The sequence below is a fragment of the Streptomyces flavotricini genome, assembly GCF_020639365.1.
GTDB classification, from domain to species: Bacteria; Actinomycetota; Actinomycetes; order Streptomycetales; family Streptomycetaceae; genus Streptomyces; species Streptomyces flavotricini.
The window spans coordinates 193,437-206,077 of sequence record NZ_JAINUL010000001.1 but is presented as its reverse complement, the minus strand read 5'-3'; the positions used below and the strand labels follow the sequence as shown (position 1 = coordinate 206,077).

The following is a 12,641-nucleotide window of genomic DNA, read 5'->3' as shown; positions in this document are numbered from 1 at the left end:
ACATGATCACGGACCCCACCGGGCCCTCCTCCGGTACGAGGGAGCGCACCGTCCACTCCGGCGCGGACTCGAATGGCGCCGCTGCCGGATCGCCCGGGCCCCCCGTCACCCAGCCGCCCCACGCGGCGCCGCGGCGTCGCCGCCGACGGGCCCACACCCCGCTCGACCCCAGGCCCAGCATCCCGCTGACCCTGGTGACCGGGCTGGTCCTCGTATACACCCTCCTGCCTCTCGCGTGGCTGGTCATCAACGCGACCAAGGACCAGGAGGACCTCCTCGACTCCTTCGGTCTGTGGCTCGGCGAGGACTTCCAGCTCTGGGACAACATCTCCCGCACGCTGACCTACGACGACGGCGCCTTCGTCCGCTGGACGCTGAACACACTGCTGTACGTGGCCGCCGGCGCGGGCGGCGCGACGCTGCTCGCCGTACTCGGCGGATACGCGCTGGCCGTGTACGAGTTCCCGGGCCGCCGAGCCGTCTTCGCCGTCGTGATCGGGGCCGTGGCCGTCCCGGGAACGGCCCTCGCCGTCCCGACGTTCCTGATGTTCAGCGGAATGGGCCTGGCCAACACGCCGTGGGCGGTGATCATCCCCTCCCTGGTCTCGCCCTTCGGGCTCTACCTGATGTGGGTGTTCACGGCGCAAGCGGTACCTTCCGAACTGCTCGAAGCCGCCCGCATCGACGGCGCCGGCGAGCTGCGCATCTTCTTCCGCATCGCCCTGCCGCTGCTGGTGCCGGGAACCGTGACGGTGCTGCTCTTCTCCATGGTCGCCACCTGGAACAACTACTTCCTGCCGCTGATCATGATCAAAGATCCGGACTGGTATCCGCTCACTCTCGGTCTCAACGCGTGGAGCGCCCAGGCCAGGACCGCGGGCGGCGAGCCCGTCTTCGACCTCATCATCACCGGATCCCTGCTCACCATCGCGCCGATCGTCGTCGTCTTCCTCCTGCTCCAGCGCTACTGGCAGTCGGGCCTGGCCGCCGGCAGCGTCAAGGAGTGACTCGTCAGGCTCCGCGCTCGGCCCCTCCTCCCGACCCTCTTCATCCGCACACCGAATCAGGAGCACCACCGATGAGAACGAAAAGCCGCCGCCGGATCCTTTCCGCCGTGGCCGCGACATGCGCCCTGACCCTCGGCGCAACCGCTTGCGGTTCACCGGACCCGGGGGCCGAGGGTTCCGCGAAGGACGTGGCGTCAGCGCTCGAATCCGGAGGCAAGGTGACGGTGTGGGCCTGGGAGCCCACGCTGAAGAAGGCGGCCGCAGACTTCGAGAAGAAGTATCCGAAGGTGCACGTCGAGCTCGTCAACGCGGGGACGGGCGACAAGCAGTACACCGCGCTCCAGAACGCCATTGCCGCCGGCTCGGGAGCCCCGGACGTGGCCCAGGTCGAGTACTACGCGGTCGGTCAGTTCGCCATCGGCAAATCCCTGCAGGAGCTCTCCCCCTACGGCGCGTCCGCTCATGACCAGGCCTTCACCACCGGTCCCTGGAGCGCGGTCAAGTACGGCAACGGGATCTACGCCCTCCCCATGGACTCCGGACCCATGGCGCTGTTCTACAACAAAAAGGTCTTCGACCGGTACGGCATCGCCGTCCCCACGACCTGGGACGAATACGTCGAAGCGGCGCGAGCCCTGCACAAGGCCGACCCGAAGCTCTACATCACGAACGACACCGGTGACGCCGGCGCCACGACCAGTCTGATCTGGCAGGCGGGCGGACGCCCGTACAAGGTGGAAGGTACCGAGATCGGGATCGGCTTCGGGGACGCCGGCACGGCGCAGTACGCGGCTACCTGGCAGAAGCTGATTGACGAGCGACTGCTGGCACCGATCACCTCCTGGAGCGACGAGTGGTACAAGGGCCTGTCGGACGGCAGCATCGCCACCCTGTCCATAGGCGCCTGCATGCCCGCCAACTTCGTCACGGGCGCCCCCGCCGCGTCGGGGGACTGGCGCGTGGCGCCCCTCCCGCAGTGGACCAAGGGTGCCAAGGCGGCTGCGGAGAACGGAGGCAGCTCCCTCGCCGTGCCGAAGGCGTCGAAGAACAAGGCGCTGGCCTACGCCTTCATCGAGTACGCGACCACGGGAGCCGGTGCCACGGCCCGCGTCTCCGCGGGCGCCTTCCCCGCCACGCGGGCCGATCTGGAATCGCAGGCCTTCCTGGACAGCCCGTTCCCCTACTTCGGGGGGCAGCCGGCCAACCGGATCCTGGCCGACGCGGCCCGTGATGTCGGCACGGGCTGGTCGTACCTGCCGTACCAGGTGTACGCGAACTCGGTCTTCAACGACACCGTCGGCAAGGCGTACGTCTCCTCCACGACCCTGGCCCAGGGGCTGGAGGCCTGGAGGGCCGCAAGTGCCAAGTACGGAAAGGACCAAGGGTTCACCGTCGCCGAATAGCGAGGACGGACGGAGCGCGTCTTGCGACCACTGCGCCGATGCGCCCGATCGGGCAACGGCGCAGGTGAACCTGCCGCACCCCGGCAGGAGTTCGGACGACATTCAATGTTGAGATGTGTTGATTTGGTTCCGATTTCGGTGGAGATCGAGCAGGATTGCGACATGAACTACCACGCCGCACAAGACCGCTACGCCGCTATGACCTACCGCCGCGCCGGAGACAGCGGTGTCCGCCTGCCTGTCGTGTCGCTGGGCCTGTGGCACAACTTCGGTGGCAGTCAACCGCTGGAGGTGCAGCGGGCGGTGCTGCGCCGCGCCTTTGACCGGGGTGTCACGCACTTCGACCTGGCGAACAACTACGGCCCGCCGTACGGGAGCGCGGAGCGCAACTTCGGACACCTGCTCGCCCAGGACTTCCGTCGCCACCGGGACGAGTTGTTCATCGCCACCAAGGCCGGCTACGACATGTGGCCCGGTCCTTACGGGGACGGTGGCGGCCGCAAGTACCTGCTGGCAAGCCTGGACCAGTCACTCCAGCGCATGGGTCTGGAGTACGTGGATGTGTTCTATTCGCACCGCCATGATCCCGAGACCCCGCTCGAGGAGACCATGGGGGCGCTGAACACGGCGGTGCGCTCTGGCAGGGCGCTGTACGCCGGTATCTCCAACTATCCGGCCGAGCGGCACCGCGAGGCGGTGGCGATCCTGCGGGAGCTGGGCACGCCGATGCTGCTGAACCAGGCCCGCTACTCGATCCTCGACCGCACCCCGGAGGACGGACTGCTGGACGCCGTGGACGACACCCGCACCAGCCTGATCGCCTACTCGCCGCTCGCGCAAGGCCTTCTGACGAGTCGGTACCTCGCAGGCCAGGTACCCGCCGGGTCGCGGATGTCGGTCGGGCATTTCCTCAAGGAGGAGGCGCTGGCCGGCGCCGAGCTGGACCGGCTGCGAAGACTGGGCGGGCTGGCGGAACGGCGCGGACAGAGTCTGGCGCAACTGGCGATCTCCTGGGTGCTGCGCGATCCCCGGGTGGTGTCGGTGATCGTTGGCGCGAGCAGCGTGGGCCAGCTGGACCAGAACCTCGACGCGCTGCACGGGGAGCTGCTTTCCGAGGAGGAGCTGGTGGAGATCGATTTGCTGAGCCGCTGACGGAGCCGGGCCCGTCCGGACGCGCGGAGGGATGGTCTGCGGCGCCGCCGCGCCAGTCTCCCCGCCGAGCGGCTCCCCGCCGGCGAGGTGCTCTTCGATGATGCCGTCGGTGGAGCACGGCACGCGGTCACCTCGCCGGCGCCGCGGCAGCCCATGCGGGGCCCTGGCGGCAGCGTCTACCCGAGACTCCCTCGAAGTCCGGCCAAGCGTGAGGCGGCAGTCTGCGCACCGGCCGTGAGGCGCCTGGTCCGTCCCTGCGTGGCAGGTATCGCTGAACGTTCTGCGCTGCGGAGGCTCGCGGATGCGGCCATCCGTAAACCTGCACCCGCTACACTTGCAGAGATATGCAATTTGCCAATTCCGGAATCGATGGGCGGGGGCGACGTGGGCGGGGTCGAGGAAGCGGCGCTGGAACGGGTCCGCACGGCGCGAGCTCGCTTCCAGGCTGCCCGGGGGACTGGCGACGCCTTCTGGGAGGCGCAGGCCGCCGAGGCGCTGGAGGACGCCTGCGCGTGGCCCGCGAGGATGGCGTGGCCACGGGCGAGGGCGACCGGTGGAAGCAGTGACCGCGCCGGTTCGCCCGAGGCCGTGGTGATGGCCCGCGGCCCCGGGCAGCCGTCCGTTCCGGTGCGCAAGCACACATGGAGGACGGTCGTGGTCCGCTTCATCCCCCCGGAGAGCACACCGTGACCAGCTGCAGTCCAAGGATCGTCCAGCTGTACGAGATCACCTACCTCGGCACCGGTCCCGAGCCGGATGTCCGCACGGTCGAAGCCGGCGAGGTCGCTGCCGTCATCGAGCAAGCCGGCGCGCACGGCATGCAGGTCCTCGTCCGGCCCCGCCCCGGCCGGGAGCCGGACACCACGAAGAAGGAGGCGTCATGACCGACAATCGGCCCGATAGGAAGAATGGGGCGGATCAGGAGAAGTGGAAGCAGAAGGGCGTCGCGCTGCGGGCCTTCTTCTACATCTTCGGCACGCATGTGTTCGCCGGGTTCATCTGGCTGCTGTTCTACCTGGGTCAGCACGCCCAGAAGTGAGTCCCCGTCGCAGCGAGAGCCATGGGCTTACGAGCAGCCGCCCGATCCGGCACCGGCATCGCGTCGCTGCTCGGTGGTCCCGCCCGCGAGAGCACGGGACCCGCCCGCCAGCCGTGCGGTGAGCGCGTCGTGGCCACGGACGACCAACGGCGAGGGTGAGTCGACGGTCCTCACCCCTGCGGTTTCGCGCGGGTTCCTTCGCTGTGATCCAGGCGGGCGAGGGCCTTGGCGTACACCGTGGTCGCCGCAGCGATGACGGTTGCCACAGCCGCCAACGCGAGGATGCCCAGGAGCGAAGGCCACTGCCGCAACTCGTCGCTGCGGCAGACCCGTTCTTGGGGGGACGGATCAACGAACGGGCCCCGGCACAGACTGCGGGACCCCTGGTACGACGGCACCTCGGGGCCGTAGTCGGCCAGCATCAGGAAGGCGAAGCATCCCCAGACCACCATGGCCAGGAGCATCCACGATATCGACCATCCTTCGATCCGGCGCGCGTCCCGGCCCGTCTTCGCGGCACCACCTGCTGCGGTGCCTGCGGAAACGCCTTCCAGAGCTGCCTCGTCCGCTGCCATTTTTCCCCCTCCTGCGGTTAACGAATGATCGTCAGTTCACCACACCTGCCGGCACATCCCCGCCTGCAGCCCCCGGCGCCCTGCGAAGGCCGCCCCGCACAGAACGTGCCGCAGATCCCCACCATCAGCCGACACCCGCGCCCGGCGCATCGGGTCCAGACGGCCGCCGTATGCGGGGTGCGGGTGCGGGCCCGGCGGGCCCGGCAGCGTGGGGCACCGTTCAGGTGTGGCGGCTGGCCTTGAGGTCGGCCAGGAGTTCGGCCTGGTCCTCCAGGACGCCGGAGAGGATCCCGCGGGCGACCCGCAGGAGCTCGGCGATCTGGGGGTGGGTGAGGCTGTAGTGCACGTTGGAGCCCTCCCTGCGGGTGGCCACCAGGTTCGCTTTGCGCAGGACGGCGAGCTGCTGGGAGAGGCTCGCGGCTTCCACTCCGACCTCGGGAAGCATCTCGGCTACCGCGTGCTCGCGTACGGAGAGGAGTTCCAGGACGCGGATGCGGACCGGGTGCCCGAGCGTTTTGAAGAACTCCGCCTTCAGCTGGTACAGCGGTGTGCTCACCTGGGTACCCCTGTCGTGACTGCCCATCTCATCCACCGAGCCGTTCCTTCGCGGGGCTTCCGTTCGCCCCTCTTCACACCTTGTGACCTCCACAATTGCAGATCCGTGCAACTCGTGGGCACCGGGTGGGCGGCCTTCGTGACGTTCGGACCCCACGGGCGGGCCCTTCGCCGGTCAGGCCTTCTTGGGCAACCCGGTCTTCAGGTCCAGGCCCTTGACCTTCAGGTGCTTGATCAGGTGTCCTTCGTCGCCGTGCCGTGGAGGGCGGTGCTGATCAGGTGAGGGCGGGTGCCTCGGGGGACTGCGGGGTGGGCCAGTCATCGGTGGCCCACTGCCTGACCGTGCCGTGGGCGCCGTGAGCGGCCAGAGCGGCGGCGAGGTCGCAGTGGACGGGTACGGGCGGGCAGGCGGCGTCCGGGACGAGGGAACCATCCGCGGGGATCGCGGCGAGCTCGAGTCGGCGGCCGTTCTCGGCGAGGCGCCGGGCGGCCTGGGCGACGGCGATCTGCCCGCCGGCCGACCAGCCCAGCAGGCCGGTCAGATCCAGGATGACCGGCCCGGTGCCCCGGGCCAGCGCCCAGCCGATGGCGCCCGTGAACCGGTCGGTGCCGTCCGCGCCGAGATACCCGGCCAGGGACAGTACGCCCAGGTCCTGGCGGGTCGTGTAGCGCCATTCGATCGTCATCGTCAGCTCCTCGGCTTCACAGGGGAAGGGTGATCCAGATGGCCTTGCCGCGCCCGTCCGCATCCGCCCGTACGACGGCGGTGCCGCCGATCTCCATCGTCATCGCGACCACCATGGCCAGACCGCTGCCCGGTGCGCCGGCCAGCGCACCGAACAGCGGCGGCTGGTAGGGGTGGCGGTCGTGGACGGCGAACGCGAACGCCCCCGGCCCGTGTGCGTAGGTGACCGTGATGATCGGGGACAGGACTGCGGCGTGGCGGACGGCATTGGTCACCAGCTCGGCCAGCATCAGCAGCGCAGGCCCGACACTCGGATGCCGAAGGCCCACCCCGCACTCGACGAGAACCAGCTCGGTGGTCTCCCGGGCGATGCGGACGGCGGCCCCCATGGCCGGCAGGTCCAGCACGTGCCGGTAGGGCATCTCCTCGGCCTGGAGGCTCACCGGCCCGCCCCCGAGACCGTACGGGCGAGGCGGAACCCGGACACGGACTGCGGGTGCAGGCGCAGCAGGGTGTCGTGCGGGCCGTGGGCCCAGCCGGGCAGGGTGCGCCGGTAGTGGGCGGCCTCGTCCGGGTCGGCGATGACGTCGGCCGGGCCGTGGGCGCTGGCCGTCCAGCCGGTCCCGGCCGGGCTGTGGATCTCATCGGTCTGGTAGGTCAGCAGGGAGCGGCCGGGGATGGCGGCGGCTTGTACGGGCGCCCGGACGATGAGACGTCCGTACTCCATCACGTGTGCGGCGGGCCGGACGAGGGCCACCTCCCGCTGGACGTAGACGAGTCGGCCGTGGGCGGAGCCCTCCAGGAGCCACAGGGCCTCGGTGCCGGAGACCTCGATCATGCGGAGGTCGGCGGGGACGGTCATCGTGCGGCCTTCCGGATGCGGTGCGGTCGGTGAGGCGTACGGGGCAGCAGGCCCGCATGCTCCAAGTACGTGCGGGCCCCGGCGATCGCCTCCGGGGTGGTGGCGTACTCCCGGCCCTCCAAGCGCAGCAGCTCCAGGGCGCCGACGGCGTCCAGGGCCTGGCGCTGGCCGGTCCGGATGCCGGAGGTCATCACGGCGATGCCGCGCCGGTTCAGCTTCTCCACGGCGTCTTTCAGGACGAGGGCGCCGGTGGCGTCCAGGGTGGTCACCCGTGCCATGCGCAGGATCACCACCTTGACGTCGGCGACCTTGGAGAGTTCGAGGAGGAAGCGGTGGGCGCCGGCGAAGAAGAGGGGGCCGTCGATGCGGTAGGCGACGATGTGCTCGGCCAGCAGCGCGTGTTCCTCGTCGCTGTGTTCGCCGGGCAGGTCCGGCCGGAAGTCGACCTGCTCCATCCGGGCCTGCCCCGCCACCGCCTTCAAAGCGAGGGCGCCGGCAACGACGAGGCCGATGACCACCGCGTATACCAGGTCGAGGATCAGGGTGGCGGCGGCGGTCAGGACGAGGACGACGGCGTCCGAGCGGGTCGCCTTCGCCATCGCGCGCAGCGAACCGACCTCCACCATGCGGATCGCCGTCGCCAGCAGCACCCCCGCGAGCGCGGCGAGGGGGATCTTCGAGACCAGGGGGGCGGCGGCGAACACGATCACCGCGAGTACCGCGGCGTGGGTGAGCGCGGCCAACCGGGAAGAGGCGCCCGTACGGACGTTGACCGCCGTCCGCGCGATGGCGGCGGTGGCAGGCACGCCGCCGAACAGCGGGGCAGCGAGATTGGCGATGCCCTGCCCGAACAGCTCCTTGTCCGGGTCGTGCCGCTGCCCCACCGTCATCCCGTCCGCCACCGTCGCCGACAGCAGCGACTCCAGGGCGGCGAGCGCCGCGACCGCGACCGCCGGCGCCAGCAGCGCCCCGAACGCCGCGGCATCGAGGAAGGCCAGGGACGGTGCGGGGAGACCGGAGGGCAGGGCGCCGATGGGGGCCGCCGCATCCAGGTGGAAGAGCTGCGCGCCCACCGTCGCGGCGATCACCGCGACGATCGAGAACGGGATGGTCGGCTTCCAGCGCGCCCCGCCCAGCATCACCGCGGCGACACCCACGGAGAGGCCGATCGCCGTCCAGTTCGGGAAGGCAGTGAACTCCACGACCGCCCGCCAGGCCACGAGCAGGACCTTCTCCCCCTCGGGCTTTTCCACGCCGAGGGCGCCCGGTATCTGCTGGAGGCCGATCACGCAGGCGATCCCCAGGGTGAAGCCCTCCACCACCGGCGCGGGAACGTACCGCATGTACTGCCCGGCCCGCAGCAGGGCGAGGGCGATCAGCAGGACACCCGCCATCAGCCCGACGGTGAGGACGCCGCCGGGCCCGTACCGGGAGACGATCGGCACCAGCACCACGGTCATCGCACCGGTCGGCCCGGACACTTGGAGGTTCGAACCGCCGAAGACGGCGGCGAGCGCGCCCGCGACCACGGCGGTGGCCAGCCCCGCCTCCGCTCCCAGGCCGGAGGAGACCCCGAATCCCAGGGCGAGGGGAAGGGCGACGATCGCCACGGTCAGCCCGGCCAGGAGATCCCGGCGCGGGCTGCGGACCATGACGGCGAAGTCGGCCCGGGCTGGTAGGACGGAGCGGATCCGGCCGAGCACGGACGTCGGCACACTGTTCACGCTCACGACGCCGCGACCCCGGACTCGCGCAGCTCCTCCAGCAGCTCACTCTGCCCCGAGCGACGCAGGACCGCGAGCTGCTGGGACAGGGCGGAGGGCTCGACCTCGATCGCGGCCAGCAGTTCCCGTACCGGCATCGGCTCGTCTTGCAGCAGCTCCAGCACCCTTATCCGCACCGGGTGCCCGAGCATGCGGAAGAACTCGGCCTTGGCCTGGTACAGCGGAACCGGCACGGTCTCGCACCCTTCTCACCCCCGACGGGGCGACGCATGGTGCTGCGCCCGCGGCTACTCACGAACACAGCAATCACAGCATGTATGAAATTGCAGACTTCTGCAATTTGCATGTTCTGCGACCCGGCCCCCTGGTCGCGCCCCTGTGCGGCGCCCGGTGGGGCGCGGGCTGGGGTCGGCGTTCCTGAACGGTTCGGTGGCCGGAAGAGCGGCTGCGAGCGTCAACGCCGTTGGTCGGCGGATGACACCCGGGAGCGGCTCGCGTGTTTGCGGCCTGAAGAGCCCGGGGCTCTGAGAGTGTTGACGTGGGTTGGTGCAAAACCTCAGTCGTGTACCGCGTACCGCATTTGTTGACCGGGAGAGAAGTGTGACCATCAAGGACGTCGGGCCGGAACCTCAAAGCTTCGACCTCGAGAAGGCGACGCTCGAGAACACGCACTATCGCGCGGTCGCCTGGTCCGGGAAGTACCTTCAGCTGACCCTCATGTCGATCCCGGTGGGTGAGGACATCGGCTTGGAGGCGCACCCGGAGACCGACCAGTTCCTACGGCTCGACGCGGGCCGGGGACGCGTACAAATGGGCCGCACGAAGGATCGACTCGACTTCGACCAGGAGGTCGAGGATGGCTGGGCGATCTTCGTGCCCGCCGGCACCTGGCACAACGTCACCAACATCGGTGAGGAGACCCTGCAGCTCTACGCCGTGTACGCGCCGGTCCACCATGCGCCGGGCAAGATCCAAGGGACAGCCGCCGACGCGGAGCGCGACGAGGACTCAGGCAACGACGAGCCGCCGAGCTGGTCGGTCCAGCCTGTCCGGCAGCCATCGGACGAGCACGCCTGACCAGCGAGGGCCTGTCGCGGCAGTAATATTTTCCGTTCTGGCAGCACCACCGCTACACCCGCTCCAAGACCTTCCCGCGGCGGGTCCCCGCCTTCGAGCTGCTCGGGCGGCATGTGCTGGGGGGTGCCACGATGATCCCCGTGCGCGTCAGTCTCGTCGTGCCGGAGCCGTCCAGGACCCGGGCGATACCGAAGTCGGTGATGATCGTAGGGCGGCCCTGGACGAGGACGTTGTCGGGTTTCAGGTCCCGGTGCACGACCCCGGCGGCATGGGCCTGCGCGAGCGCGTCGGCCATCTCCGCGCCGATGGCCGCGACCTGTTCCCACGGCAGCCTGCCGTCCTGTTCGACCAGCGCGCCGAAGGACCGGCCGGCGACGAACTCCATGACGATCCACGGGGCGCCCGTGTGCTCGACCACGTCGCGGACGGTGCTGATGCCCGGGTGGTTGAGCTGGGCAGCCACCTGGGCCTCGCGCAGGGTACGCCGGAGCATATGTTCTCGCTCGTCGGGCGCGATGCCCCCGGGCAGCAGGACCTCTTCGACCGCGACCCGCCGGTCCAGCGTGGTGTCGTGGCCGCGCCACACCCGCCCCATACCGCCCTCGGCCCGGAGGCGGGCCGGCCTCCGGGCTGTACGGGCGGCGTGGCCTTCATGCTGCTCCCCGGCGACCGGACACGCCAGACGGCTTCCGTGGGCGCCCCGGCTCACATCGGCCGATGATGGGAGTACGGCCGAGCACACGGAGCTGACCATGACGGGTTGGCGTGTCAGGGACTACACCCCGGATGATCTCGAAGCGGTGATCCGCGTCGACGCGGAGAGCGGCACGACGGGAGAATCACCTCTCTTTCCGCTCTCGGACGCCGTGGCGGCCCTCCAGGCCCTCCACCCGGCGGTCGTGGCCACGGCTGACGAGGTGGTGATCGGCGCCGTGGTGAGCAGGGTGGACGGCGACCGGTCATGGATCCTGCGCATCTGCATGGCGCCCGCCTGGCGGCACCGGGGGCTGGGCAGCGACCTGATCACGGCACTGGAGCACCGGCTGTTCGCGGGCGGCGTCCGAACGGTGCACGCGGTCCTGCCCGACGGCGAGACCGGCGCCACCGCCCTGCACAACTGCGGCTTCGACGCCCGTCCGGGCCTGGTCTTCTTCGAAAAGCGCGGGCGGGTGACCCCGCAGGCGGTCAGCATGCTCGCGTCGCTGGGAGCGGAGCTGCCGCCCGGGGGACTGTGGCAGAAGGTGGCGGGCATGCAGCGGGAGAAGGAGCTCATCGAGCGGCGCCTCGTCCTGCCGCTGGCCCATCCCGAAATGGCCGCCCAGCACGGAGTGGAGCTGCCGCGGGCGGTGATGCTGTTCGGCCCGCCCGGGACGGGGAAGAGCACGTTCGCGCACGCGATCGCCAGCCGTCTGAGGTGGCCGTTCCTCGAACTGTTCCCCGCCCGGCTGGCAGCCGAGTACGGGCTGGCCAGCGGGCTGAACCGGCGTTTCGACGAGATCGCCCGGCTCGATCACGTCCTGGTCTTCATCGACGAGGTCGAGGAGATCGCGGGGACCCGGAGCGGCGCGGGCGCGACCGCGGTCGGTGTCGTCAACGAACTGCTCAAGGCGATCGTCCGGTTCCGGAGCCAGGACGGGCGGCTGCTCGTCTGCGCGACCAACGACGTGACCACCCTCGACCCCGCGTTCCTGCGGCACGGCCGTTTCGACTACGTGCTGCCGATCGGCCCGCCCGACGACCGCGCGAGAGCCGCGCTGTGGGAGAGCTACCTGGCCCGAGCGGGAGCGGAGGCCGACATCATGGAACTGGCATCCGCCAGCGAGGGGTTCACCCCCGCCGACATCGCCCATGTGGCGCGCACCGTCTCCCAGGTCCAGTTCGAGCGCACCTTCGACACCGGGGCCCGGGCCCGCCCCACCACCGAGGACTACCTGCGCACCATCGGCGAGACCAAGCCCACGGTCAGCGCTGCCATGGCTGAGGAATTCGCCCACCAGACCGCGGAGTTCGCCCGCATCTAGGCAGTCCCTTCCTCCTCGGCCTCCATGTGCCGGATTCCCTCATGAGTGAGTGTGACCATCGCGGGAGTGTTGCCGGGTTCCCAGTCGACGGTGATCAGTCCTTCGCCGGCCAGGTAGGTGCAGGCGGCGGCCAGGTCCTGTTCCGGTACGTGGAGGTCGCGCCGCAGCTGTGCTCCGGTGAGGCCGAGGAGGCGGTTGCCCTCGACGGCTTCGTACAGGACCCGGAGCACCTGACCGCGGTAGTTCTTGCGTTCGCGCAGTGTGGCCATGACCGCTGTCCTTTCGTGTGCGGGAGTGGGCTCCGGGGCCCGTTGGGCCCTCTCAGATCTCGTCGGAGTAGGCGCCTGCGCCGACAGGGGTCCGGCTGGTGGCCAGTCATGAGCGGGCGTGGCCGGCGGGGCGGGGCGCCGTGGCGTCCCGCCCGCTGCCCCCGGTCGGAGGAGGGGCTGTTCCTCGCCGGTCGGCTTCCGTGTGGTGGGCTCGACGACCGGTGTCGTCCGGCAGGCCGGGAGGCCTCGGCCGGGGGTCGCTGAAGCGGTGG

The 12,641-nt window shown here is 70.2% G+C and carries 15 protein-coding genes and 1 pseudogene; 7 read left to right on the top strand and 9 right to left on the bottom strand.

Annotated elements, in window-relative coordinates:
- Positions 1 to 2 precede the first annotated feature (2 nt).
- From K7B10_RS01010 to K7B10_RS00990, 5 genes are all read left to right on the top strand, one after another.
- Positions 3 to 1,007, top strand: coding sequence for a carbohydrate ABC transporter permease (locus tag K7B10_RS01010; protein WP_229334049.1), 1,005 nt, complete (start codon positions 3 to 5; stop codon positions 1,005 to 1,007).
- Between the two features lie 71 nt (positions 1,008 to 1,078).
- Positions 1,079 to 2,410, top strand: coding sequence for an ABC transporter substrate-binding protein (locus tag K7B10_RS01005; RefSeq protein WP_229334048.1), 1,332 nt, complete (start codon positions 1,079 to 1,081; stop codon positions 2,408 to 2,410).
- Between the two features lie 162 nt (positions 2,411 to 2,572).
- The gene (locus K7B10_RS01000) at positions 2,573 to 3,562 is read left to right on the top strand and encodes an aldo/keto reductase (protein WP_229344677.1); all 990 of its coding nucleotides are present in this window, start codon (positions 2,573 to 2,575) and stop codon (positions 3,560 to 3,562) included.
- Between the two features lie 686 nt (positions 3,563 to 4,248).
- Complete coding sequence (locus K7B10_RS00995) at positions 4,249 to 4,446, top strand: hypothetical protein (RefSeq protein WP_229334047.1); 198 nt, start codon at positions 4,249 to 4,251, stop codon at positions 4,444 to 4,446.
- On the top strand, positions 4,443 to 4,601 hold the full coding sequence (locus K7B10_RS00990; RefSeq protein ID WP_229334046.1) for a DUF6126 family protein: 159 nt from the start codon (positions 4,443 to 4,445) through the stop codon (positions 4,599 to 4,601). The genes K7B10_RS00995 and K7B10_RS00990 overlap by 4 nt, the downstream gene beginning before the upstream one ends.
- A 170-nt stretch (positions 4,602 to 4,771) precedes the next feature.
- Here the strand turns inward: K7B10_RS00990 and K7B10_RS00985 are convergent, their stop codons facing one another.
- The 7 genes and pseudogenes from K7B10_RS00985 to K7B10_RS00955 form a co-directional block, all read right to left on the bottom strand.
- Complete coding sequence (locus tag K7B10_RS00985; RefSeq protein WP_229334045.1) at positions 4,772 to 5,176, bottom strand: hypothetical protein; 405 nt, start codon at positions 5,174 to 5,176, stop codon at positions 4,772 to 4,774.
- Between the two features lie 220 nt (positions 5,177 to 5,396).
- Positions 5,397 to 5,732 carry an ArsR/SmtB family transcription factor gene (locus K7B10_RS00980; RefSeq protein WP_229334044.1) on the bottom strand — a complete coding sequence of 112 codons (336 nt, stop codon included), beginning with the start codon at positions 5,730 to 5,732 and terminating at the stop codon, positions 5,397 to 5,399.
- Positions 5,733 to 6,006: 274 nt separating this feature from the next.
- Positions 6,007 to 6,417 carry an STAS domain-containing protein gene (locus K7B10_RS00975; RefSeq protein WP_229334043.1) on the bottom strand — a complete coding sequence of 137 codons (411 nt, stop codon included), beginning with the start codon at positions 6,415 to 6,417 and terminating at the stop codon, positions 6,007 to 6,009.
- 16 nt (positions 6,418 to 6,433) lie between these two features.
- A complete protein-coding gene (locus tag K7B10_RS00970) occupies positions 6,434 to 6,838 on the bottom strand; it encodes an ATP-binding protein (protein WP_267501589.1) in 405 nt (134 codons plus the stop codon).
- 17 nt (positions 6,839 to 6,855) lie between these two features.
- Complete coding sequence (locus K7B10_RS00965) at positions 6,856 to 7,278, bottom strand: pyridoxamine 5'-phosphate oxidase family protein (protein ID WP_229334041.1); 423 nt, start codon at positions 7,276 to 7,278, stop codon at positions 6,856 to 6,858.
- Entirely contained in the window at positions 7,275 to 8,930 is a 1,656-nt protein-coding gene (locus tag K7B10_RS00960; protein ID WP_229344675.1) for a SulP family inorganic anion transporter, read from the bottom strand. Before K7B10_RS00960 ends, K7B10_RS00965 begins: the two co-directional genes overlap by 4 nt.
- Positions 8,931 to 9,055: 125 nt before the next feature.
- Positions 9,056 to 9,235, bottom strand: a pseudogene (locus tag K7B10_RS00955) (ArsR/SmtB family transcription factor); the annotation flags it as partial.
- A 367-nt stretch (positions 9,236 to 9,602) separates the two neighbouring features.
- Between K7B10_RS00955 and K7B10_RS00950 the strand changes: the two are divergent.
- A complete protein-coding gene (locus K7B10_RS00950) occupies positions 9,603 to 10,079 on the top strand; it encodes a cupin domain-containing protein (protein WP_229334039.1) in 477 nt (158 codons plus the stop codon).
- A 52-nt stretch (positions 10,080 to 10,131) separates the two neighbouring features.
- Here the strand turns inward: K7B10_RS00950 and K7B10_RS00945 are convergent, their stop codons facing one another.
- The gene (locus tag K7B10_RS00945) at positions 10,132 to 10,674 is read right to left on the bottom strand and encodes a serine/threonine-protein kinase (RefSeq protein ID WP_229334038.1); all 543 of its coding nucleotides are present in this window, start codon (positions 10,672 to 10,674) and stop codon (positions 10,132 to 10,134) included.
- Positions 10,675 to 10,831: 157 nt separating this feature from the next.
- On the opposite strand from K7B10_RS00945, the gene K7B10_RS00940 reads away from it, so the two are divergent.
- The gene (locus tag K7B10_RS00940; protein WP_229334037.1) at positions 10,832 to 12,100 is read left to right on the top strand and encodes an ATP-binding protein; all 1,269 of its coding nucleotides are present in this window, start codon (positions 10,832 to 10,834) and stop codon (positions 12,098 to 12,100) included.
- Here K7B10_RS00940 and K7B10_RS00935 read toward each other — a convergent pair.
- Entirely contained in the window at positions 12,097 to 12,369 is a 273-nt protein-coding gene (locus K7B10_RS00935) for a hypothetical protein (RefSeq protein WP_229334036.1), read from the bottom strand. The genes K7B10_RS00940 and K7B10_RS00935 overlap by 4 nt on opposite strands.
- Positions 12,370 to 12,641: the final 272 nt, after the last annotated feature.

What these genes read in the sequence shown, in the direction of transcription:
- K7B10_RS01010 (WP_229334049.1), top strand. Translation starts at nt 3, where the DNA reads ATGATCACGGACCCCACCGGGCCCTCCTCCGGTACGAGGGAGCGCACC.
- K7B10_RS01005 (WP_229334048.1), top strand. Translation starts at nt 1,079, where the DNA reads ATGAGAACGAAAAGCCGCCGCCGGATCCTTTCCGCCGTGGCCGCGACA.
- K7B10_RS01000 (WP_229344677.1), top strand. Translation starts at nt 2,573, where the DNA reads ATGAACTACCACGCCGCACAAGACCGCTACGCCGCTATGACCTACCGC.
- K7B10_RS00990 (WP_229334046.1), top strand. Translation starts at nt 4,443, where the DNA reads ATGACCGACAATCGGCCCGATAGGAAGAATGGGGCGGATCAGGAGAAG.
- K7B10_RS00985 (WP_229334045.1), bottom strand. Translation starts at nt 5,176, where the DNA reads ATGGCAGCGGACGAGGCAGCTCTGGAAGGCGTTTCCGCAGGCACCGCA.
- K7B10_RS00975 (WP_229334043.1), bottom strand. Translation starts at nt 6,417, where the DNA reads ATGACGATCGAATGGCGCTACACGACCCGCCAGGACCTGGGCGTACTG.
- K7B10_RS00970 (WP_267501589.1), bottom strand. Translation starts at nt 6,838, where the DNA reads ATGCCCTACCGGCACGTGCTGGACCTGCCGGCCATGGGGGCCGCCGTC.
- K7B10_RS00965 (WP_229334041.1), bottom strand. Translation starts at nt 7,278, where the DNA reads ATGACCGTCCCCGCCGACCTCCGCATGATCGAGGTCTCCGGCACCGAG.
- K7B10_RS00960 (WP_229344675.1), bottom strand. Translation starts at nt 8,930, where the DNA reads ATGGTCCGCAGCCCGCGCCGGGATCTCCTGGCCGGGCTGACCGTGGCG.
- K7B10_RS00945 (WP_229334038.1), bottom strand. Translation starts at nt 10,674, where the DNA reads ATGGGGCGGGTGTGGCGCGGCCACGACACCACGCTGGACCGGCGGGTC.
- K7B10_RS00940 (WP_229334037.1), top strand. Translation starts at nt 10,832, where the DNA reads ATGACGGGTTGGCGTGTCAGGGACTACACCCCGGATGATCTCGAAGCG.
- K7B10_RS00935 (WP_229334036.1), bottom strand. Translation starts at nt 12,369, where the DNA reads ATGGCCACACTGCGCGAACGCAAGAACTACCGCGGTCAGGTGCTCCGG.